Raw genomic sequence first — 20,666 nt, 5'->3', positions numbered from 1 at the left:
CCGGGAGGGTGTGGGAGAGTAGGTCACCGCCGGACAACCATTAAACACGGTCGAGAGCCTCCAGACACTTCTCTGGAGGCTCTCCCGCATTTAACGGCTTGTATCTGACCTAACGGATTGTGGCTGCCATTTCCTGAAGCGCGCATATTTCTGGCTGTGAGCCGCCTAGCTTTTCACCTATCCGTCCAGCGGCGGAGTGCGCGGGGGAGTGGTCCGACGGTTGCCCGACGCCTCAGCGGCGGCGGCGAGGTGCAGGAGCGCGCTGTCGTCGTATGCTCGGCCGGCGATTGTGAGCCCTACGGGCATACCGGTGTCGGCCATGGTGCCCATCGGAACGGTCACGGTCGGTATGCCGAGGTGTCGGGGTACGAGGTTGCCGTTGGCCACCCACACACCGTTGCACCAGGCGTGGGCGGCGGATGCCTCGTTCGCGTCGGCGTCCGCCGGACCGACGTCGGCGACGGCGACGGCCGGGAAGATGACAGCGTCCAAGCCGCGCTCGTCCATCCATTCCTCGAGGTCCTCGCGGCGGGTTTCCTCCAGTCCCCGCAGTCCTTCGGCGAGGTGTGGGATTGCATGAAGCGGTGGGATACCTTCCTCCCGTGCGCGTACGGCGTATCGGGCGAGGTCGAAATCCAGTTCACCGTAACGGTCGGGCAACGCACCCTCCGGATGGGGGAAGATCCGCGGCCCGTCGACGTCGGCGAGGTGGTGCAGGTCCGGGTCGCCGTTGGCGTCGAGGAAGTCGTCCCAGGCCCACATCGACAATTCCCACAGTTCGTGTTCCAGGTACTCGGGGCTGACCAGTCCGCGGGTGTGGATCATGGGCGCACCGGGGCGGTCGCCTTCGTAGTTGGTCACAACGGGGAAATCGACTTCTACAACCTCGGCGCCGGCGGCCTCCAGGTCACCGCGCATGGTCTCCCAGAGGTCGAGGACGGAGGGCCGGGTCTGGATGCGTTGTCCTGTGGGCCCGCCGATGCCGGGGGAGGCGCCTGTGCCCGCGTCGGGGTCGGCGTTGATGTACATTCGTGGAACTCCGAGCCGGGTGCCCGCGAGAACCCGCGCGGCGGCCGTGGCGTCGGTTAAGGGGCCCTTCGCAGTTGAGCGTGGTTAGGGTCGTCTGAGACTCCGCCGCGGCATTGGCGGTTTCGGTGCGGCGTGGTGCGGCGGGAAAGAGGTCAGGGCCTCTTTGAATTGGTAGCGACCAAGCAACCAATACCCAAAAGAGACCCTGACATGAATAACTCTATGTCTTGTTCCGGTGGCCGCTGGTGCACGCGCGCGGATACGCTGCTCGGTGTCGAGGGCATCCACGTCAGCTCCGTCACGGCAACCGCGATCGGCCTGCTTCTTCGTGTCGAGACCGGCGAAACCGTCAGCGGCTGCCCGGACTGCGGCGTCGTCGCGGTCGGCCACGGACGCCGCCAGGTCCGCCTGCACGACATTCCCTGTTTCGGTACGCCGGTGCGGCTGCTGTGGGCCAAGCGTGTCTGGCGGTGCCCGGACCCGGACTGTCCGAGGACCACGTTCACCGAGGAACACCCGCTGGCCGGGCCGCGGGCGAAACTCACCACCCGGGCCGTTGGATGGGCGACCGACGCGTTGCAGTGTTTCGACACCTCGGTCTCCGCCTTGGCCCACCAGCTCGGAGTCTCCTGGCACACGGCCTGGGGCGCCATCAAGGCAGAGGCCACCCGGCGCATCGGGATCACCGGCCGGTTGGCCGGCGTGGACGCGCTCGGCGTTGATGAGCATGTCTGATCCCACACCGGCCCGCCTGGATCCGGCATGGTCACCGGGATCGTGGACCACACCCGCGACGCCCACGGCGTGGTCCACGCACGGTTGCTGGACCTCGTTCCGGGACGATCCGGGAAGGCCTACGCCGACTGGCTCAAAGACCGCGGGGCCGGGTTCACCGCCGGGATCAAGACAGCGGCGCTGGATCCGTTCCGCGGCTACGCCAACGCGATCCGCGACGAACTGCCCGAAGCCATCGCCGTGTTAGACGCGTTCCATGTTGTGAAGCTCGGATCGGCCGTGGTCGACGAAGTCCGCCGCAGGGTCCAGCAGGAGACCCTGGGCCACCGAGGCCGCAAGGGCGATCCGCTCTACGGAATCCGCCGGACGCTGCAGATCGGCGCCGAACACCTCACCGAGAAACAGACCGCACGACTCGATGCCAAGCTTGCCGCCGGGGACCCCGGCCACGAAGTCACGCTGGCCTGGCAGTGCTACCAGAGGCTCCGCAACATCTACCACGCCAGACCGGAGAAGGGCCGGGAACTCGTCAACGAGGTCATCGCGTCATTCCCGACCTGCCCGATCCCGGAAATCGCCAGGCTCGGCCGGAGCCTCCGGGCCTGGAAAGCCGCGATCCTGGCCTACTTCGACACCGCTGGCGCCTCCAACGGACCCACCGAAGCGATCAACGGCGTCATCGAAACCACCCGCAGAATCGCCCGCGGCTTCCGCAACTTCCCCAACTACCGACTCAGATGCCTACTCGCCGCCGGCGGACACCGCCCCTACCGGATCAAACAGACCAACCATGCCTAAATGCGAAGGGCCGGTTAAGGCGAGGGTGCGGTACGAGTCGGGGCGCACGCTTGACGCCGCCGGGATCTCGATCCAGGGTTGTACGCGCCAGAAGTCGCCGCGGGCCTCGGTGTCGTCGGCGACGACGACGTCGAGCACCTCGAGGAGGTCGGCCATGGTTCGGGTGTGCGGGACGACGACGTCCATCGTCGGTACGAGTGGCCAGTTGCCCCGTACAGAGATGATCCCGCGTGAGGGTGTGTATGCGCACAGGGCGTTGTTGGAGGCCGGGGCCCGGCCTGAGGACCAGGTCTCCTCGCCGAGCCCGAACGCTGCGAAGCTGGCCGCCGTTGCCGTGCCTGAGCCGTTTGAGGAGCCGGAGCCGAAGGCCGCGGTCAGGCAGTCGGCGTTGTAGGGGCTCTCCGCCCGGCCGTAGACACCGCGCTGCATGCCGCCGTTGGCCATCGGGGGCATGTTGGTCAGTCCGATGAGCACCGCTCCGGCCGCGCGCAGTCGTTCGATAGTGAAGGCGTCGCGCCGGGCGACGAGGTGCTCGAAGGCTGGGGAGCCGGCCGCCACGGTGAGCCCGCGGATCTGGAAGCTGTCCTTGGCGGTGTAGGGGATGCCGTCCAACGGCCCCGATACCGCGCCGCGGGCACGGCGCTGATCGGAAGCGCGAGCCTCGGAAAGGGCGTCGGGGTTCATGACGACGAGGGCGTTGAGGCAGATCCCGGTCCGGTCGTAGGCCGCGATCCGGTCGAGGTAGAGACGGACCAGTTCCTGGCTCGTCACACGGCTGGACTCCAGTGCTGCCCGGAGCTCGGCGATAGTCGCCTCGACGACGTCGAAGGTGCTCATCGGCGGTCCTCCGCACCCATTGCTGTCCGCCGGGGAGACGGCTGCTGCTGGGTGATGCAGTGGATGCCGCCGCCGAAGGCGAAGATGTCGCGGGCGTCAACCAGCTCGATAGTGCGGCCGGGGTAGGCATTCGCCAGGATCCCCGCCGCGACGGCGTCGTTCGCGTCGTCGAACGCGCACAGGATGACCGCGTCGTTGGCGACGTAATGGTTGATATAGGACCAGTCGACGAAGCCGTCGCCTGCGTCCAGGACCGTGGGGGCGGGAACATCGACGACGTGCAGACGGCGTCCTGCGGCGTCGACGGCGTTCTCCAACACCGATCGGATCTCCCTGCTGATCTCGAAGTCGGGATGGCGCGGGTTCTCCTGCCGATGGACCAAGACCGTCCCGGGACCTGCGAAAGCGGCGACAATGTCCACGTGGCCGCGGGTGCCGAACTCGTCGTAGTCACGGCTCAGCCCGCGCGGGAGCCAGATCGCTTTCGTGGTGCCGAGGCGGGCGTGGATCTCCGCCTCCACCTCGGCCTTGGTCGCCCCGGGGTTGCGGCCGGGGTCCAGCTGCACGGTCTGGGTCAGCAGGACGGTGCCCTCGCCGTCGACGTGGAAGCCGCCCCCTTCGTTGACAAGGAGGCTGGGCCGCAGTTCGGCGCCCGCCTGGCCGGCGACGAACCGTCCGACGTACTGGTCCTTTTCCCAGGCTGCCCATTCCTGGGCGCCCCAGCCGTTGAAGACCCAGTCCACGGCCACCAGGGTCCCGTCCGGCCCGTGTGTGAACGTGGGTCCGGAATCGCGCAACCAGGCGTCGTCCAGGGGCGCGTGCACGACCGTGATCCCCTCACCGAGTGCGGCGTGGGCCGCTTCTGCGTCGGCGGGTTCAGTGACGACGGTCACGGGCTCGTGGCGGGCGATGGTCCGGGCGATGGTCCGGGCGACGGCGGTCCAGGCGCGCCGAGCGCGCTCCAGGGTGTCGCTGCCGGCAACACCGAAGGTGTCGTTGGGGGTGGGGAAGGCAATCCAGGTCCGGTCGTGGAGGTGCCACTCTGCGGGCATCACCGTGTCCGTTGCTATGGCAGGTTTCATGGCGGGTATTTCTTTCGATGAGTGAGGGATGGGGAGGCAGGCAAAACCGTTGCTATGGCGCAACCGCCGCGACGGTGGCGTCGAAGGCGACACGTCCGCCCACCACCGTGAGGCGCGTCCGATTGGTCAGCAGCTGCTCGGCCTCGGAGAGGAAAGGATTGGTGTCGAGGACGGTGAAGTCGGCGAAGTGGCCGGGCACGATGCGGCCCTCGCGGTCCTCGGCGCGGCAGGAGTAGGCAGCGTCGCGGGTTCCGTGGCATAGGGCGTCGGCCAGGTCCAAGGCGTAGTCGGGGTGGGTTGTGAAAAAGTGAATTATCCGACGCTAAGGTTTTGCCGGGCGTCGTGCGCTTCCGGGCCGGCAGCAAAGCCGAATCCACCGGGCACGTGAATGCACCTGCCCCGCTACCGGTTCGCACCACGGATCCGGTCACGAGTCCGACCTGGCGATCCAGGAACACTACACCGACACGGCCGGATTCACCGACCATCTCTTCGCCCTCATGTCAACATCCGCCGGGCACGCCTGGGCGGCCGCCATGTCGCCCTCCTCACCGCGGACCTGAAGGGAAGAATCGTCATCGACGACACCGCCTGCCAGATCCACCCTGAGCTTCCGTGCCCCTTCGTCCCCGGCGTCGAAGACTGGAAAGCCGCTGTGGAAACGCCTCCGGCACTGGGTGGATTCTGGATGACTGAAGCTTTAGCGAAGTTTTAGCCAAGTATTCGGGTTTCCGATTGAAGGCGCGTCCGCTTCCAACTTAGGCTGACGCGCAGCCGGTATCCCCGGACCCCACTGCCCGCGCCGCCGGGCCGCATGTCATTGGAGCACTACTCATGTCACTAGCCAAGAAGCTCGGCGCCGTCGTTCTGACCGCCGCCGTCCTCACTGGAGCCGGAGCCGGTATCGCCAACGCGGCACCGACGAAGGCGCCGGGCTCCGTATCCGCCAAGGCCACCGAAGCGGGGGCCAAAGCGGATCTGAAGAAGCAGGCCGCCGCCGCGAAGGCTGCGGCCGAAGCGAAGAAGGCCGCCGCGGCCAGCGTTGCTGCTGACAAGCGCGCCGCCCAGACCGCTAAGGTGATCGAGAAGAAGGCCTCCGCGGCCCAGAAGAAGGAAGCTGGAGCGGCGAAGTCTGCCGCGGCCAAGGCCAGGGCGGCAGCTGAGAAGGCGGCCGAGGCAGCTGATGAAGCAGCCCAAGAGGCAGCCGATGCTGCCGCCGAAGCCGCAACGGCTGAAGAGGACGCCGCCGCCCCTGCCCCCGTCACCGGCCAGCCGACCCCGGAGGACCCGGCAGAACAGCCGGCTGCCTGACCTGACATGCCCGGAAGTACCCCTTCCCGCTTCGGCGGGGAGGGGTACTGCTGCGTTCAGACGCCTTTCGGGAATCGCCGCACACAACCCGGTCAACAGCCCCGGGACCCCGGAGTATGCCGTGTGAGGGGAACAGGACGAGCCCGAGACCAGATGAACGAGGGCGGCTTCCCGAAACGGAGCCGTACTTCCAAGGCGCCGGGACGAATACCGCCGACGAGATCATCTCCACCCCGGATGAAACCCTGCGCCAGTCCGTCCGGTAGCTTGGCTTGAGGAACGGGTTACTATTCCTGATGACTAATCCTGTGTTATCCCGGTCAGTCGCCGGCTCCCGGGGTGAAGTAATTGTGGGCGTCCAGATACTTCACCGTGGGCGGTGCTGGGATACCGACTTCGGCGCTGAACGGGCCGATCTGGTCCTTCGCGAAGGCGTCGTAGAGTTCCTTCGTCTGCCACAGGTCGGGGACGAGGATCCCGCCGTCGGTTGCGGCCACCCAGTGGCCGAGGGCACCAGCCGGCCCAGGCCCTCCCGGAGTAAGGCCCATCTTGCTAATAACTTGGTCGTATTGCTCCAACGTGGCGCCGGCAAATCGCGGCGCCGGAGTGGTCGAGTCACTAGCCATGCCTGACCGGCCGGGGTGAAGGCATGCCTGCGCGACTTGGTCCTATGCCTGTTGTCTTCCCTTAGGCCCGATGAAGCGCATGGGCCGGGGGTGATGTGGTTGGCTCGGCACCATTGACGGGCATGCCGTGCCTGAAGCCGGTGTGTCCGTTCCTTGGAGCCGGGTTTCAGATGTTGTCGTCCGCAGGGGGAGACTGTTCGCCCGTCGCCGGCATCGGGAGGTAGTAGGCGGAGTGGTACCGGTGGTCATCGCCGGTCAGCACCCAGGCTGCTCCCTTGCGGACGCGGAAGCGGTTGTTCACCGCCGTGCGGTCGTGGCGGATTAGGTGGGCCAGGACCCGTGCCATGACGTCCTCATGCGTGCACAGGACGGTTCCTGTCCCGCGCGCCTGCGCCACCAGTCCCAGAGTGTCCTCGATGCGGCCTGCGGCCAAGTGTTTGGATCGTTCCACGTCAAGGGATTCCCGCCGGGCGAGTTCGGCGACGGTTTCAACGCAACGGGCCGGAGGGGACGATAGAACGCGCTCTATGTTGAAAATCGATCCCAGCACCGCCAGGGACTGCGCCGCTTTTTCGCCTTCGACCGCGAGCGGCCTGCTGTCATCGGAATGCTTCCATTCGGTGTGTTTCGTGGCTTGGGCGCCGCGGACGAGCAGCAGCATTTTTTCCCGCGCAGGTACCGGGCGCACACCCAACTGCGTCTGCAGCTGGGTGCCCAGGGCGATGATGGCGGGCCGGTCCCGCGGTTCGGTTACCGTTCGTAAGGCGGCGGGTAGGGTGAGCCATCGGACGGCGTCGACCTCCTTATTGGCGGTGAAGTGTCCTGACTCCGCGGCCGCAGCCCAGTAGCGGACCGATTTGGTTCTGTTCTTGCTGTCTTCATACCGGATGCTGGGCAGTTCGGCCCCGAGGCGGCATTCGAAGCCGGTTTCTTCCCGCACTTCCCGCGCCGCGCATTCCCGGCCTGATTCACCGGGCTCCGCTTTGCCCTTGGGGATCGACCAGTCCCCATGGCCGGGCCGGTGAATCAGGAGTACTTCGAGGGCGCCCTTACTGCCGATTCGCCAGGGCAGGGCACCATAGGTGCCCGGAAGGGTCTGGCTCATGCGGTTGTCTCCGTCTGTGTCAGGGCCAAGGCGCGTGCTGGAGTGTCCCGTGAGTGCTGGAGCGTATCCAGACGGCTGTAGAGACCGCCCGAGGCCACTAGATCGGTGTGTCGGCCGCTCTCGACTATCCGGCCGTGGTCTAGGACGAATATTTGGTCGGCGCGTTGGAGCGTGGAGAGCCGGTGGGCGATGACGATAACCGTCCGTCCGACCATGAGGCGGTCGAGGCCACGCATGATGTATTGCTCGGAGATCGCGTCCAGGCCTGATGTTGGTTCATCGAGGATGACGATGGGAGTGTCCCGCACCAGCGCGCGGGCAATGGCGATGCGCTGGCGCTGTCCGCCCGAGAGAGTGACGCCGCGCTCTGCCACGGGTGTGTCGTAGCCCAGCGGCAGATTCCGGACGTACTCGTCCACGTAGGCCGCCTCGGCCGCCGCAAGTACTTGCTCGCGGCTGACCCCCTCGGAGCCGTAGGCGATGTTGTCGTAGATTGTCCCGCGGAACAGGATGGATTCCTGAAGCACCATGGAAATCTGTTTGCGTACGGTGGCGACCTGCAGGTCCCGTACGTCGATCCCGTCCAGCAGCACGGCGCCCCGGGTCACGTCGTACAGGCGCGGAATCAGACTGACTATGGATGACTTGCCGGCTCCCGTGGGACCGGTAATGGCCACGACACTGCCTGGCTGGGCTGTGAGATCAATCCCGTGCAGGACATCACGATCCCCCTGGTAGCCGAAGCTGACCCCGCGCAACTCCACCCCGCCGGCGAGCCGCGGGGCGGGCATTGCCCCCGGCTTGTCTGTGATGGCCGGAGCCGTGTCCAGAATCTCCTGGATACGTTCGGCACTGGCCTGTCCGCGGCTTATCACCGTGGTCAGTTTCGCCAGAGCCTTCATCGGCGCGTACAGCGCCTTAAGGTAGGCAAGGAATACAATCAGGAGGCCCAGTGTCATGGTTCCTTCCAGCACCCGTTGCGCACCGACCCAGAGCACCAGTACCGTGCCCACGGTGGCGATGACATCAACCAGCGGGGAGAACATGGACTGAAGCCGAATGACCCTCAGGCCCACGTCCATCCTGCCGTTGTTCCGGGCACGGAAGTCCTCTTCGTGGCGTGCTTCGCTGGTGTAGGTCTGCATCACCCGCACTGAAGAGAATGTCTCGGACATGGCTGCGGCTATGTCGCTGTCCTTGCTGCGGGCTTCCCGGGAGGCCCTCTTGATGCGTCGCCGGTAGACCAGCACGGTCACGAACAGCAGCGGGGCAACTGCCAGGCCGATCATGGCAAAGGCCGGATCGACGAGCACGCAGATGGTGATGATGAATCCGAGAATGAAAGCGTTGGGCAGCAGCACGGAGAGGATCGACACCATGAGCGCACGCACGTAGTCGACGTCCGTGGTGGTGCGTGTGACCAGGTCCCCAAGGCGCTGCTTGTCGTGGAAGGACAGGGACAAGCGCTGCAGGTGGGTAAAAACATCGGCCCGGATGGTGGCCATGGCCTTCTCACCGACACCGTTGAGTATGCGGGTCCCCAGATAGTCCGCGCCGGCGTTCAGCACTGTCATCGCGAGCAGAGCCGATGCCGCCAGCAGGAGCACCTCGAGCGGCCCAAGTCCGGCCAGTCCAGGGAAGGAGGGAGCCCCGTGCTGTCCGGAACTGCCAGCCTGCTGCAGGACGTCATCGACGATGATTTTCATCGGCCAAGGCAATGCCACTTCCATTGCCGCGACGAAGATAACCAACAGCGCGCCTCCGGCCATTGCCCAAGCATAGGGAGCGATCGCGCTGCGGAACCGCCAAAAAGTTAGAAACATCTCACCCTCAATAATGGTCGGGGACACAAACGGAGGACCTCGCCGATATTCCAAGGATGCAGTGAAGCGTAGTTGCGCCAAGTCACGGTGAGTAACCCGTCCGAAAGCGGTCACCAGCACTGGGCCTGCACGAATTTCTGAGGTTAGCAGCGGCATTCCCGGACAACTCCGAAAATGGGCAATGCTGCGGAAACCCTGCGGAATCGCCCGTCACAATTGCGCCCGATCTACAGGAAACCCCAGGACAACTCCGACCACGGTCGGCGCTGCCACTCGTCCCATACGTAGAGGAATGCCCTGGCCCCCCCACTCTCCTCCAATACGGTGGAAAGTCTTGGTCGCCGCCGAGCAACTCGATGTCGAAATCGTTGTCCACGGCATGCCGGGAAAGAAGCGACATCGCGAACGTCGACTCTGAAGAGGAGCATCAGGAGTACCGCGAGGAGAACGTAGGCGATCGATAGTGCTGTTCCGATCGTCGTTATGATGGTTCCCCAGGTCCGCCTCTTCTTCTTCTTCTTGGGGAACTGTTTCGCGTACTCCTCGGCCGTGCCGAATTCGGCTTCCGGGGGAGTCCCTGCGGCGGCCTCATGCGCCCGCACCGTGTCGATTACTTCGGCGATCTCGGGTTCGGACAACCCGCGGAGTCTGAGGTTGAAGGTCAGATTTCGCGCGTAGCTCATGGGCTTGCTGCGTGGGAGACTTCAGTCCGCCGGAGTGAGGCCAGCACGCACTCTTCGGTTCGTCCCCGGATACAGGCCGTGGATGTACCTTTGCACGTCGATCCTCTTTACAGCCGTGCACACGATTCCCATGATGCTCATCTGGGACTGGTATTACTGAGCGCAGGCTTCCGGTGGTGTATCGCGGTCGAGTGCGGACATGTCTGAGTATGTTCTGGGGTGCCTGTGGCAGCAGGGTCTGCTTCAAGCATCCTGGAGCGGGCACAACACGTCAGCGCCACGGGGCGGGACTTGTACCGCAGGCTGGAACGATGTCTGAGGCTCCTAACCGCCTCCGACCACCGCTGACCGCAGGCCAGAGGGTCGGTCGATATCATGAGGGCATGAAGGAACGCCGCATGGTGCTCAAGGCAGTGAAGGCGTTTCACACGTTGGCATGGTTCACGATCGAGGCCGGCATGGTGTACATCCTGTACTCCGGCATTCGGGGACAGTCGGATCCCTACGTGTCAGGCTGAGTTGAGGCCAGCGGCTCATAGCAACTCCGCAAAATCGTAGGGCGAGAATCAGGAACAGCATCAATGTCTATCTCCACGATTTCCCCGGTGCGGGAAGATGGGTCCATGAGTAATTCTGGCCCTCGCGCCGGCGGTCCAAGGCCTCGGCGGTCATTCACCCCGGCACAAAAGCTGGCCCATTTGGATGCCTACGAGACCGCCTGCGGGGACGGCTCCGGCGGCGGGGCCTACCTGCGGCGCGAAGGGATCTATTCCTCCCAGATCACCGAGTGGCGCAAACTCCGCGACGCCGGAGTGCTCGAGGGCAAGAAGCCCGGTGAGAAGATCGGCAAGCTCACTGCCGAGCAGGTCGAAATCGCCCGTCTACGCCGGCAGCTGGAGGTGAGTGAACGCAAGCTGGTACGGACGGAGGCCGCGTTGTCCATCATGGAAAAAGCACGGCAGCTTTTGGAGGATATCTCCGAAAGCGCGGAGCAGCAGCCCTGGTACAGGAAACCCTGATGGGCATCTACACGGACCTCACAGGGGCGGACATTCCGACCAGGGAAGCGGCCGTCCTGGCCGGCGTCCCGCGGGCGACCGCGACCCGCAAGCCCCGGATCCCGGTGGCCGTTTCGGCGCCTGTGCCGGCGAACAAAATCGGCCCCGCCGAACGGGCCCGCATCCTGGCCACCGTGAACTCGGAGCGTTTCGTGGACCTGGCCCCGGTACAGATCTACGCCCAGCTCCTGGACGAGGGGACCTACCTGTGTTCCATCTCAACGTTCTACCGGGTCCTGGCCGAGAACAGGCAGGTCAAGGAACGCCGCCGGCAGGCCCGCCATCCACCCCGGGCAATCCCGGAACTGCTCGCGACCGGCCCCGGCCAGGTCTACAGCTGGGACATCACCAAGCTGGCCGGCCCGGTCAAGGGCAAGTACTTCGATTGCTACGTGATGATCGACATCTACTCCCGCTACATTGTCGGCGTCTACGTCTACGTCCACGCCCACGAGTCAGGGGAGCTGGCGGTGGAAATGATGAAGGAAATCTTCGGCATCCACGGCATCCCGCAGATCGTGCACGCGGACCGCGGCACCTCCATGACGAGCAAAACCGTTGCCGCACTGCTGTCCGATCTGGAGGTGACCAGGTCACATTCGCGGCCCCGGGTAAGCAACGATAACCCGTTCAGCGAGGCGTGGTTCAAGACATTGAAGTTCGCACCCGTCTTCCCTGAACGCTTCGGCTCCCTGGCCGACGCGAGGACCTTCACGGCCGCCTTTGTTGAGCAATACAACCATCGCCATTGCCACACGGGGATCGGCCTAAATACCCCGGCAGACGTCCACTACGGCCTTGCCGCCGCGAAAGCCACCGAACGTTCCCTGACGCTGGCCGCAGCCCGGGAGAGAAGCCCCGAACGATTCAGCACCAGACGGGATCCGAAAATCCTGGCCATCCCCGACGCGGCATGGATCAATAACCCATCCAACAGAATGGCTACGGCAGTAGCCGCCTAACTCCCGCTGGCCTCAATCGCCTTGACAAATTCCGGATCGACGGGCCGGTTTGACAGCCTCTGTCGTGGCTGGGGTGACATTAGTGTTTGCGGCCAACGGCTTTCGCTGCCCGCTGACCGCGGTCGCAAGGAACCTAGGGGACAGCACAGGATCCGTCACCGACAGCTACCTTCCACAATGGCTAGCGAAGAACCTCCCGGCGATCCATGTGCCGCTGATCATCTTCGCCTGCGTCCTTCACTGGCGAAACCTCAGGCGTACGAGAGATGCACCTTCAGGACCACCTGGATAGCGGCCAAAGGACGCGTGCGTCGACCCCCATTTGGGGGGTGCCTCTCAGGCCCGGCCAGCTGTCATTTCTCCGGAGTAGGGGGTCGAGACTGGTAGTGACCGTTGATTGAGTAGTCGGTATTCTCCGGATTTTCTCAGGATTCTGTCGATGGGAGTGGCCGGCTTTGCCGCTGTCGGGAATGGCCCGGTGTTGCGGGAGTTGTTATCGGCTGTGGTCGCCGGGCGCGTATCCGCTCCAGGGTGATCCGGCTTCTGCTGCGATCCTGGTGGTGCTGGTGGTGCTGGTGTGGTGGTAACCGAGGGCCTGGGCCACCACCGGCGGCGGCGTCTGGAGGACGAGTTGTCGGATCGCTGCGGTTCTGCCTGACTGGGCCGGGATGCCGATTTCCTGCAGCAGATCGCGGATGCTTCCCGGGTCCATGGGTTGCCCGGCCCGGCGTCCGGGGAAGAGCCAGCGGGAGGCAGGGTTGGCGGCCGTGGTCATGTTGGGCCTGTCATCGAGGTATGCCCGCAGTAGCCCGGCCAGCGGTTCCGGAACCGGAGTCGGCGGTTCACCCAGGCGCAGCAGGGTGTGGTCCCCGTCGTGGAGGATGTCGTCGGTGGTGAGCCGGACGATCCGGCTTACCGGTTGGGCGTAGAGCAGAATCAATGAGCCGGCGACGCGGGAGCGTAGGGGCAGAGTTTCGTCGGTGACCAGGCGCCGGAGGGCGGCGAGCCGGTGATGCTGTCCCATCGGGGCCGGGTTTCCCGAGGATCGGACGGGGATGGTCAGGGCGGGCATCCGGCCGGTCTTCATGCACCACTTCAGGAAGGTCTTGGCGGGTCGGCGGGCGGCGTAGTTTTCGCTGTGCCAGGCGTCGAGGTCGGGTTGCCGGCAGTGTTCGGGGAGGACGCCGCGGCCGGTGAGCCAGGTCAGGAAGGAACCGGCCTGGATCAGCTGCTGCCGGGCCGCGTATGCCGGAGAGTTGCCCAGCGGTCCTTTGCCGGCTTTGGCCCGCAGTTTACGGAGTTGGTGCCAGGTGGCGAAGCGGTGCAGTACGCGGGTGTGTGCGGGATCAGTCACCGCGGCCAGATACGCGGTGAGCCATCTCTCGAAGAGCAGCAGTTGCCGGTCGACGGCGGGCAGGACCCCGCACTGCATGAGGATGTCGCGCAGGTAGGCTGCGGTCCGCCAGTTCGGGAGCTGCTGAAACGCTTCGTGGGTCAGGGCGAGCCGGCCTGCGGCGAGGTCCTGCAGCAGGGCCCGCGGCTGAGCGCGGGTCAGCCAGGCAAGCCCGCTTTTGGTCCGTTGCATCGTCAGCATTCGGTCGAACAGCGGGGTCAGGGGTGGGTGGACGAGGCCGGTGCCGTCATCCAGCAGCGCGGTGAGCCGGTCGGTGAGTGTACATCTGTGGCAGAGCCGTCCGGCGAGCAGGGGTCCTTCAACGCGGCAGCGGTCGCAGGAGAAGTCGCGGGTGATCCTCGCACAGTCCCGGCAGACCGGCATCCCGGAGGCGTCGCGGCCAGGCAGCAGCCGTTCGGCCCGGCAGCCGGGGCAGGATCCATGTGTGCGTGTGGCCTTGTCGAAGCAGGTCCGGCAGATCGGGCCGTCCGACCAGTTCGCCGCTTTCGCGGCCTGCCGACCGCAGCGGGCACAGGTGCGTATATGCCAGCGCTCATACTTCTCGCGGGTGTCGTAGGCGGGACTCACCGCTCGGGGGTGATCCTGGCGCGCTTGGGCCGGATGGTGGCGGCAAGGTCCACGACCTCGGCGCCCGCGCCGGCCGTGCGGCGCGGTGTCACGGCCTCGGCCCGGGTGGCGATCAGCTCTGCGGGGGTCACTTCCAGGATGTCGCAGAGCGCGGCGAGGACCGGCAGCGAGAGCCGCTCGGGGATCTGAGTGACCAGCCGCCAGACCTGCACCGAGGACAGCTCGATGCCGCGCTGGGCCAGTAGGGGGGACAGATCGGAGGCAGTGAAGATCCCGCGGGTGGCCATCACCTCGCGCAGCCGCCACTGGTAACTGACGTGTCGTTTCATCGGGCTTTCCTCACTGGCCGCAGGGCGGCCTCCATCGTGGCGTCCAGGGTCCTGCGGAGCGTTCGGGTGCGGAAGTCGGAGGAGACGCAGGTGTAGATCGAGGTGGTGGACGCGTGCTCGTGGCCGACCTGTTCCTGGACGAACCGGGCATCCCAGCCGTCCTCGATCAGGTGCGTGACGTAGGAGCGCCGAAAAGAATGGAAATCCAGACCCTTATCCAGGCCAAGGCTGTCCCGGTAGGTGCAGAAGCGGGTGTTCATCTGGGTGAAACCCACGCGTGAGGAGCGTTCCGAGGGCCATAAGGCTCCGGGGCCCGCGGTGGGGAACAGCGGGCGGGCCTCCTCGTTCCATTGCTGCAGGATCTCCGCCGACCAGTCGTAGACCGTCAGCACGCTGCGGCGCTTGGGCGGGGAGCCCTTCTTCGCCTTGCCGTGGCGGACGTAGAGGACGCCGTACTCCCCGAACTCCGGGCCCCGGGGGTTGCGGCCGAAGTCCACCACATCAAGCATCCGCGCCTCGTTGCGGCGCAGGCCGAAGGCGTACGCGGTCTTGAACAGCATCGCGTCACGGAACGCCGGCAGCCAGCCCTTGCGTCCGCGCCCGCGCACCCGGCCGACCTGTTCGTCCGCATGGTCGAAGAATGCCTGCAGCTCATCGCGGGTGAAGGCACGCTTGGCCGGGTCAGCCTCCGCTTCCTCGACATGCACGGCGGCGTTCCACTCGTGGATCACCTGCACCGGGTGGGTACCGAACCGTTCCTGGCAGGCCTCGGCCCAGCCGTAGGCGGGGTCGGTAACGAAGTCACAGAAGGAGCGGATGGTCCCCTGGTAGTTCCGCAGGGTGGAGCGGCGCAGGTTCCGGACCGAGCGCAGATCACCCAGCCACTCGTCAACCATCTGCGGTGACCAGGCCCACGGGAAGGCATCCGCGTGGCGGGTGAACGCCCGCACCGCCTTCTCACGACCCTCGATCGTGGAGAAGGCCAGGTTCCGGGCGAGCTGCTGGTTGCGCCACCCGTCCAACATGGCGGTGAAGACCTGCTCGTCCGGCCGCAGCAACGGCAGACCGCCGACCAGATGCAGACCCACGGCCCCCGGTGCGGGACTGTTCCCGACCATATAAATGCCGCCCTCCATCACTTACATCAGATGAATACATCCTTCATCAGATGAAATCTGATTGCAAACGTGCAGGTCAGAAGCGTTTCCATGGCCACGCGAGGCGTGAGTTCAGAGGCTCACCTGATGGTAATCCCGGATGCGTTGAGGCTCTGACCTGCGCCAACGGTGAAAGATCTCAAAATGTTCAAACCAACCGCAGTAGTACACCCAATGAAATTGCGGCCACTTGGACCATTGCGCGGGAAAGTAGCGCTAAGGCCATTTGGGGTGTCGGGTAACGATCGTTACCGAACGCCGTGCAAGCTTAGGGTCAGATATTTCACGAATTCACAAGCCTGTGGGTGAATCCCCGGTGGAGTGTCTGCGGGTCAGTTGGTGGTTGCCGCGTAGAGGTTCAGGCTGGCGGAGAAGATGATCCAGGAAATGTACGGGAGTAACAACAGCCCTGCGGTCGTGTTGATGGGGCCGAAGCGGAGAACGGTCAGGCCCGCTCCCAGGAACAGGGCGGTGATGACGAAGAAAGCCAGCCACAGGGCGGCGGTTCCGAGCATGGGGTACATGCCGAAGAACGCCGGTGCCCAGGCCAGGTTCAGGGCCAGCTGGAGCCCGTAGGCTGACAAGGCGCCTCGGCGGGGGGCCGACCGCTGGCGCCATATGAGCCAGGCCGCTACCGCCATCGCCGTGTACAGCACCGTCCAGACGGTCCCGAAGACCCAGTCCGGCGGTGTCCAGGGCGCCTTGTTCGCTGCCGCGTACCAGCCGTGGGCGTTCGCGATGATCGCCAGGGAACCTAGGAACGACACCGCGTGGGAGAGGGCAAGGAACGCCAGCAGCGCCGCGATCTGGCGGCCGGTGCCCGGCATTGGCCGCTCAGGCATGGGTTGTTCAGATTTCGCGGGCACTGGTAAACCTTGGCCAATTCCGGGGTGGCCGTCAACCCGGACGCTGCGCCGTGACCGGTACTCTCCAGGGCAACAGGTGCCGCAACCGGATGATTAGGCAGTCCGTGTGTGTTCGGCAGACGAGTTCGGCGCTGGACCTGGCCTCGCCCCGGCCCAGGCCGCCCACACCACCGGCGCACCCGTGGCGCTCGTCATGCTCATCGCCGGGCGCCGGGTTCGGTGCCCGGACCGCTCCCTGGCACGGGACGCTGGCGGGAGAGGAAGGCGCACATGCGCGGCCGTGCCTGTGCGGGGACTGAACAGTACAACCAGGGCGCGGCTGCTGTTTGGTACCGAGATCACGGCCGGGTGCATCGGCAGCATCCTCTGGGACGAATCCCTCCTCCCGATCTTCCTGGACGTCGCAGGGTCCCTGGGTCGGCAACAGCCTCCGGGACCGACTCCCGGCAGACGCCGACCCGCCCCGGGCCCCGAAACCGTCCGTAGACGTTATTTCACACGGGTGCCTGGAGGCGAAAGCGCGGCAGTGGTGCGATCCATCCGCCCGCACTTTCGTCCGACTGTTTGTCTTAGTGCTTCTTGAAGGCGTCTTTGACTTTTTCGCCGGCCTGCTTCAGATCGGCTTTGACCTGGTGGCCTTTGCCTTCGGCCTTCAGCCGGTCGTTGCCGGTGGCGTCGCCGGCGGTTTCTTTGCCCTTGCCGTGGAGTTTCTCGGCGGCGTTGTGGATCTTGTCTCCCAAACCCATGGTGGTTCTCCTTAGGTGGTGGCCCCCAGCAACGGGAATGCCGCGGAGGCCGATAGTCAATTGTAGGGACGACACCATCAGGAATGAGAGCGATGGACCATTGGATATCCATTGCCCAGGGGCCCGAACTGGCGGTCGTAGCCGGCCCGAGGATCCGGGCGGGAGATTGCCGCGGGCATCAGGGTGTGATTTCGGCGCTGGGCGGCAGGTCTGCTTCGGTGCTGGAACGGCCTTCGAAGACAGAACATACGTGAGGCCCCGTCAACAGCGCGGGCTTGCGGCACTAGGCGATCAAGGTGTGCAGATCGACCCCGAAGATGGCCACGAGCGGCCGGAGCACAATCGCGGCCAAGCCTTCCACAATGTTGCCGGGGATGTTCCATGCCACCACGTAGCCGTGGGTGGCATCGAAGCCACCGCCGGGGAAAACAACGAGGCGTCACCGACCCGGCAGATCCTCGGTTGCCCGCATTCATCAAGGCATTCCAACGTGGACCGCAAACACCCGAACCCGGCGAGGCCTGCAGCGGCGGAGTCAACGGATAAATCAATAGACATACCGCCACTCTGCCGCTGAGTCTCCAGCGCGCGCCGTCCTATGGCGGATCGCCGTTCACCCGTTGATGGTTGCCCAAAAGTACCTGTGTCGGACCGGGGCCGGGGGCCCGGTCCCGGGCGCGACATCGAATCCGGTTGGACGTAGGATTCACCTACAGGAAAGGACCTCCCGTTATGAGGCTTGAGGGCTGGCATCTGATCATCATCATCGTTCTCGTTCTGGTGCTTTTTGCTGCACCGAAGCTGCCGGGCATGGCCAGGAGCCTGGGCCAATCGATGCGTATCTTCAAGTCCGAAGTCCGCGAGATGAAGGAGGAGGGCCCTCCTGAGAAGAACGCCGCGGGCTCCGAACCCGTCGAGGGCTGGACCGTGAACCACCCGAAGTCCACGGGGGCCGAAAGCCGTACCGGAGACGGAACCGACGTTCCGCCGCCGGACCGCGCCTAAGACACCATGGCAGCCGGTAAGAGCAGTCGATCCAACCCCGAGGGGCGGATGGCGCTCCTGGACCACCTGAAAGAACTGCGGAACCGCCTGTTCAAGGCTGCGATCGCCGTGGTGCTGGGGACCGTCGTCGGCTTTGTTGTCTACCAGCCCTTTCTCACGGCGCTGATCAAGCCGATCCGTGACCTGAACAAGCATGAGGGCCGGCAGGCGACGCTGAACTTCGACGGCGTGGCGAGCTCCTTCGACCTGTTGATCCAGGTCTCCGTGTTCCTGGGCCTGATCCTCGCCAGCCCCGTCTGGCTCTACCAGCTCTGGGCCTTCATCGTGCCCGGCCTGCATAAGAAGGAACGGCGCATCGCCTTGTCGTTCGTCGCGGCGGCCGTGCCGTTGTTCGTCGGCGGCGTGGCCCTGGCCTGGCTCGTGCTGCCGAACGCTGTGCGGGTGTTGACGGATTTCACGCCCGCCGGGGGCTCCAACTTCATCAGCGCCCAGATCTACCTGTCCTTCGTCCTGCGCCTGCTGCTGGCGTTCGGCATCGCGTTCCTGCTCCCGGTGGTCCTGGTCGGCCTGAACCTGGCCGGGCTGGTCAAGGGCGCCCAACTCCTCAAGAGCTGGCGGATCACCGTGTTCCTGGTCTGCCTGTTCGCAGCCATGGCCGCGCCGGGCGCAGATGCCACGAGCATGTTCTATCTCGCCGTGCCCATGCTGGTGTTGTTCTTCACGGCCATCGGGCTCTGCCTGCTCAATGACCGCCGCCGGGAACGGCGGGCCCTCAAGGTCGCCGCAGAGACCGAGGCCGGCGCGGACCTGGGAACTCCCGGCTCCGAACTGGGGAATCTCTAGCCCTTGGCGCACCGGCTCATCCGCGCACCGTGTGCCCGGCGGGTCGCGGATCAGCCTGGTGACGGGCCCGCCGGCGGATGGGCCGTGCTGCCCTTGGCGGGGCAGGCGGGCGCCCTTGGGTGCCCGCCTGGCGTGGTCCGTCCGTTTCTGTGGTGGGTGTGGGATGGGTCAGGAGCTGTTGGCGCTGGTGTTGATGTCGCCGTTGACGCCCTTGGGGAAGAACCCGCCTTCGCGTACTGCCTTGGGGGTCAGGTAGGCGATGTTCAGGACCTGTCCGGCGCTGCGGCTGAAGGCGATGCCGTTCCCGTCGGTGGGGACGAGGTTGGCGGTGTCTTTGGTCCCGATTCCCTGGTCGAGGTCGGTGGATCCGTCGAGGCTGTCCCGGGCATCGGAGATGGCCTGGGCGGGCATCTGCAGATCGCGCGCGTACAGGGTGGTTCGGATGATGCCGGCGTGGTAGGCCTCGACGGCGAGGATGCCGGCGGCGGCCTCGAGGTAGGTTTTGTTGTCGATCAGCGGGGCTGCTCCCTTGTAGGCGGTGACGCCGACGTCCTCGAAGATGAAGGCGCCCAGGAGGAAGCTGGTTTCGTCGGCGAAGGGGTTGAATTTCTGGCCTGCCTTGATCAGGCCTGCGGCCTTCGCCGCGGCGGTGAAGCTGGCTTCCAGGTCAATCTGGGGCCGGGACACTGCGGCTCCTCCCAAAGCGGTGCGGAGGAATTTGACGTGGGATTTTTCGTCGGCGGCGATTTCTTTGGCGTATTTTTCGATCAGGCTGCCGGGCTTGAAGGGCACCTTGGAGCCGCCGGTGACGCCGCCCCGGGGGCCCTTGCCGTCGGTGAGGTCATCGTCCAGGCCCCGGCCCGTGACGGCACGCAGGTAGAACTCCGCTTCGAGGTATTCCAGGTTCAGGGCGAAGTTCAGGATGGCCCCGTCACTGGGCGCGCCGGCCGGCTTCTCTGCCTCCCTGGACGCCTGGGCCGGTGAGCTGGCGAGCAGGGCCGCTGCGCCGCCGATTCCCGCGATCCCGGCGGCCCGGAACAGGATGCGCCGGTCCATCGGATTTTCGGCGCTGCGGTTCAGTGCTTCGGTAATGAATTTCTGGTCGAACATTGGTGTGCTCCTGTCATGAGTGCGTTTTTGAGACCATGACATTCCGGAGGGTACTCCCGCCGGCTCCCCAGCCGGAAGAGGCAGCGCAAAACTGCTGCGTATGGGCGTACCCATTATGGTGACACTGAAGATTCGTTGTGATCCGCGTCACGGATGGGTGGCCGGGGACCCTTTTCATATTCTTTGTGGAGGTCTGCCGCCCAGCAGCCGGCAGCCCGTGGTGCGCTCTGCGGGGTCTCATCCTTGAGGTTTTGCTGAGTACTTCAACCTGCTTCAGGACCACCCGCGGCGCTGCTCACCAATTGGTGATCGTAGCCAGGGAAGACCGGAGGACCCATCCCAGACACAGCCTGCTAACGAATTGGTTGGAGTCGGCGTTGTACGCCGATCCCATCTCAGAGTTGGAGGCTCTTCATGACTGAAGTTACTGCCCATCATGGCTTGTTCAAGGACACGAACCTGCACGTCGACGACACGGGGGGGGGGGGGGGGGGGGGGGCCCCCCCCCCCCCCGCCCCGCCAATCGGAGTTGAACACCGCAACACGCCATCTAACCGAGCCCACGGAACCCACGAATACG

At 65.3% G+C, this 20,666-nt stretch carries 17 protein-coding genes and 4 pseudogenes; 7 read left to right on the top strand and 14 right to left on the bottom strand.

All coding sequences use genetic code 11. The annotated features are described in order from the left end of the window. Positions 1-177: 177 nt before the first annotated feature. A pseudogene (locus tag ABIB26_RS22470) lies at positions 178-1,083 on the bottom strand (amidase family protein); the annotation flags it as partial. Between the two features lie 156 nt (positions 1,084-1,239). On the opposite strand from ABIB26_RS22470, the pseudogene ABIB26_RS23820 reads away from it, so the two are divergent. Further along, positions 1,240-2,562 (top strand): annotated as a pseudogene (locus ABIB26_RS23820) (ISL3 family transposase). Positions 2,563-2,577: 15 nt separating this feature from the next. Here the strand turns inward: ABIB26_RS23820 and ABIB26_RS22455 are convergent. From ABIB26_RS22455 to ABIB26_RS22445, 3 genes and pseudogenes are all read right to left on the bottom strand, one after another. Continuing rightward, positions 2,578-3,399 (bottom strand): annotated as a pseudogene (locus ABIB26_RS22455) (amidase family protein); the annotation flags it as partial. Continuing rightward, the gene (locus ABIB26_RS22450) at positions 3,396-4,481 is read right to left on the bottom strand and encodes an agmatine deiminase family protein (protein ID WP_354248301.1); all 1,086 of its coding nucleotides are present in this window, start codon (positions 4,479-4,481) and stop codon (positions 3,396-3,398) included. The gene ABIB26_RS22450 and the pseudogene ABIB26_RS22455, both read right to left, overlap by 4 nt. Positions 4,482-4,533: 52 nt before the next feature. Further along, positions 4,534-4,761 carry an amidohydrolase family protein gene (locus tag ABIB26_RS22445; RefSeq protein ID WP_354248300.1) on the bottom strand — a complete coding sequence of 76 codons (228 nt, stop codon included), beginning with the start codon at positions 4,759-4,761 and terminating at the stop codon, positions 4,534-4,536. A 68-nt stretch (positions 4,762-4,829) separates the two neighbouring features. Here ABIB26_RS22445 and ABIB26_RS23815 point away from each other — a divergent pair. Together ABIB26_RS23815 and ABIB26_RS22440 are read left to right on the top strand one after the other, a co-directional pair. Then, positions 4,830-4,984: pseudogene (locus tag ABIB26_RS23815) on the top strand (hypothetical protein); the annotation flags it as partial. 331 nt (positions 4,985-5,315) lie between these two features. Next, positions 5,316-5,792 (top strand): hypothetical protein, encoded by a 477-nt coding sequence (locus ABIB26_RS22440; RefSeq protein WP_354248299.1) that lies wholly within the window; start codon positions 5,316-5,318, stop codon positions 5,790-5,792. Between the two features lie 320 nt (positions 5,793-6,112). Here the strand turns inward: ABIB26_RS22440 and ABIB26_RS22435 are convergent, their stop codons facing one another. The 4 genes from ABIB26_RS22435 to ABIB26_RS22420 form a co-directional block, all read right to left on the bottom strand. Beyond that, a complete protein-coding gene (locus tag ABIB26_RS22435) occupies positions 6,113-6,289 on the bottom strand; it encodes a hypothetical protein (protein WP_354248297.1) in 177 nt (58 codons plus the stop codon). Between the two features lie 295 nt (positions 6,290-6,584). Then, the gene (locus tag ABIB26_RS22430; RefSeq protein WP_354248295.1) at positions 6,585-7,523 is read right to left on the bottom strand and encodes an NUDIX hydrolase; all 939 of its coding nucleotides are present in this window, start codon (positions 7,521-7,523) and stop codon (positions 6,585-6,587) included. After that, a complete protein-coding gene (locus ABIB26_RS22425) occupies positions 7,520-9,292 on the bottom strand; it encodes an ABC transporter ATP-binding protein (RefSeq protein WP_354248293.1) in 1,773 nt (590 codons plus the stop codon). Before ABIB26_RS22425 ends, ABIB26_RS22430 begins: the two co-directional genes overlap by 4 nt. A gap of 281 nt (positions 9,293-9,573) precedes the next feature. Beyond that, the gene (locus ABIB26_RS22420) at positions 9,574-10,029 is read right to left on the bottom strand and encodes a hypothetical protein (RefSeq protein WP_354248291.1); all 456 of its coding nucleotides are present in this window, start codon (positions 10,027-10,029) and stop codon (positions 9,574-9,576) included. 383 nt (positions 10,030-10,412) lie between these two features. On the opposite strand from ABIB26_RS22420, the gene ABIB26_RS22415 reads away from it, so the two are divergent. Both ABIB26_RS22415 and ABIB26_RS22410 read left to right on the top strand, forming a co-directional pair. Beyond that, positions 10,413-10,547 carry a hypothetical protein gene (locus tag ABIB26_RS22415; RefSeq protein WP_354248289.1) on the top strand — a complete coding sequence of 45 codons (135 nt, stop codon included), beginning with the start codon at positions 10,413-10,415 and terminating at the stop codon, positions 10,545-10,547. A 105-nt stretch (positions 10,548-10,652) separates the two neighbouring features. Further along, positions 10,653-12,049 (top strand): IS3 family transposase gene (locus ABIB26_RS22410; RefSeq protein WP_502913733.1). Its coding sequence is split into 2 segments (ribosomal slippage): positions 10,653-11,004 and positions 11,004-12,049, totalling 1,398 coding nucleotides; the frame shifts between segments, so codons are not numbered across the junction. Positions 12,050-12,542: 493 nt separating this feature from the next. Here the strand turns inward: ABIB26_RS22410 and ABIB26_RS22405 are convergent. The 5 genes from ABIB26_RS22405 to ABIB26_RS22385 all read right to left on the bottom strand — a co-directional run bounded on the left by ABIB26_RS22405 (position 12,543) and on the right by ABIB26_RS22385 (position 17,128). After that, positions 12,543-14,030, bottom strand: a complete 1,488-nt coding sequence (locus ABIB26_RS22405; protein ID WP_354248288.1) for a site-specific integrase — start codon at positions 14,028-14,030, stop codon at positions 12,543-12,545. After that, positions 14,027-14,359: a helix-turn-helix domain-containing protein gene (locus ABIB26_RS22400; RefSeq protein ID WP_160678243.1), complete on the bottom strand. Its 333-nt coding sequence runs from the start codon at positions 14,357-14,359 to the stop codon at positions 14,027-14,029. Before ABIB26_RS22400 ends, ABIB26_RS22405 begins: the two co-directional genes overlap by 4 nt. Then, complete coding sequence (locus ABIB26_RS22395; protein WP_354248285.1) at positions 14,356-15,477, bottom strand: tyrosine-type recombinase/integrase; 1,122 nt, start codon at positions 15,475-15,477, stop codon at positions 14,356-14,358. The genes ABIB26_RS22400 and ABIB26_RS22395 overlap by 4 nt, the downstream gene beginning before the upstream one ends. A 371-nt stretch (positions 15,478-15,848) precedes the next feature. Beyond that, a complete protein-coding gene (locus ABIB26_RS22390) occupies positions 15,849-16,358 on the bottom strand; it encodes a TspO/MBR family protein (RefSeq protein ID WP_354248284.1) in 510 nt (169 codons plus the stop codon). A gap of 593 nt (positions 16,359-16,951) precedes the next feature. Continuing rightward, complete coding sequence (locus tag ABIB26_RS22385) at positions 16,952-17,128, bottom strand: CsbD family protein (RefSeq protein ID WP_354248282.1); 177 nt, start codon at positions 17,126-17,128, stop codon at positions 16,952-16,954. A gap of 732 nt (positions 17,129-17,860) precedes the next feature. Here ABIB26_RS22385 and tatA point away from each other — a divergent pair. After that, entirely contained in the window at positions 17,861-18,133 is a 273-nt protein-coding gene (gene tatA, locus ABIB26_RS22380; RefSeq protein ID WP_354248280.1) for a Sec-independent protein translocase subunit TatA, read from the top strand. A 48-nt stretch (positions 18,134-18,181) separates the two neighbouring features. After that, positions 18,182-18,976, top strand: coding sequence for a twin-arginine translocase subunit TatC (gene tatC / locus ABIB26_RS22375; protein ID WP_354248304.1), 795 nt, complete (start codon positions 18,182-18,184; stop codon positions 18,974-18,976). A gap of 168 nt (positions 18,977-19,144) precedes the next feature. On the opposite strand, the gene ABIB26_RS22370 is transcribed toward tatC, so the two are convergent. Beyond that, a complete protein-coding gene (locus ABIB26_RS22370; protein WP_354248279.1) occupies positions 19,145-20,086 on the bottom strand; it encodes a ferritin-like domain-containing protein in 942 nt (313 codons plus the stop codon). Positions 20,087-20,666: the final 580 nt, after the last annotated feature.

This window comes from Arthrobacter sp. UYEF20 (genome assembly GCF_040546335.1).
Taxonomy (GTDB): Bacteria; Actinomycetota; Actinomycetes; order Actinomycetales; family Micrococcaceae; genus Arthrobacter.
Note: the sequence above shows the minus strand (reverse complement) of the source record. Positions and strands in the feature narration are given on the sequence as shown.